This window comes from Bartonella sp. AP58NXGY, assembly GCF_042195785.1.
Classification (GTDB): domain Bacteria; phylum Pseudomonadota; class Alphaproteobacteria; order Rhizobiales; family Rhizobiaceae; genus Bartonella.
The window spans coordinates 1-898 of the sequence record NZ_JBHIOY010000152.1; the positions used below are offsets into that span (position 1 = coordinate 1).

The 898-nt window shown below is 39.6% G+C and carries 2 pseudogenes; both read right to left on the minus strand.

Annotated elements, in window-relative coordinates:
• Positions 1–666: pseudogene (locus ACFINC_RS10110) on the minus strand (hypothetical protein); the annotation flags it as partial.
• Between the two features lie 11 nt (positions 667–677).
• Positions 678–898: pseudogene (locus ACFINC_RS10115) on the minus strand (hypothetical protein); the annotation flags it as partial.

The window sequence follows — 898 nt, forward strand, 5'->3', positions numbered from 1 at the left end:
CGACATACCTGCGAAAAGATCTTGAAGCTTTTTATAAAAATCCGACTCGACAAACTTTTCAAAACCAGTTCGAGTATCTACTGGAGAAGTTTGTGACTGTGATGTTGAAGATGCCTCTTCTATAGGCGTAAGTTGTTTAATCTCCTGTGCATTAGGGAGTGGTGGATGATTACCTACACCAAGTGGTATTTGCGCTTCTGCTTCAGGAACCGTATAGGGCTCTTTCTTCTCATGATAAATTCCATCAGGAATAATAGACCCTACGTTAAGAGAAGAAAGAGTACCTGTACTAAACGGTTGGTCAATAGAAATTGCACTAGGAACAACGGGACCTTGATGCTGCTGTATTACTTTCTGCAACATATTCATTTTTTCAAATGGTCTCTCACCAAGCTTCGGAATAACCCTTTCGAATGCCTTTCGACCATAGATCTCTTTACGCTTTTCGCGCTCTCTTGCCTCCATCATTTCACGCTCTTCGCGTTCTCTTTCTTGCAAAAATATAGACCATGTCCTTTTATTACGTTTTACTGTAGGTGGGAGATGTGCACTATGTTGTATTAAACCATCTGCTCCTATTCTAGACATTCTAACTAAAGGATGTTCACCTTGATCAGGAGGAATAAAAAAACGCGAAATGTTATTTAACCAAGAACCTTTTTCCATTTCTTTCTTTCCTATACACCAAATTTTTTATCTAAAAATTTTCCAAAAGGTTTAGAAATATCAGGGATACCCATAAAACTTGTCGCTAGATTTGCTACTGCCGCAAAATTCTTCCAAGGGTCGTTGCCTTGCATCAGAGAAGCTGTGTTGCTATTTGTCATCGTGCCGTAATTCCTTGCAAAGCCATGACCGGCGTTCATAAGCATATTCAACTTATTCCAGCCGCTATTGT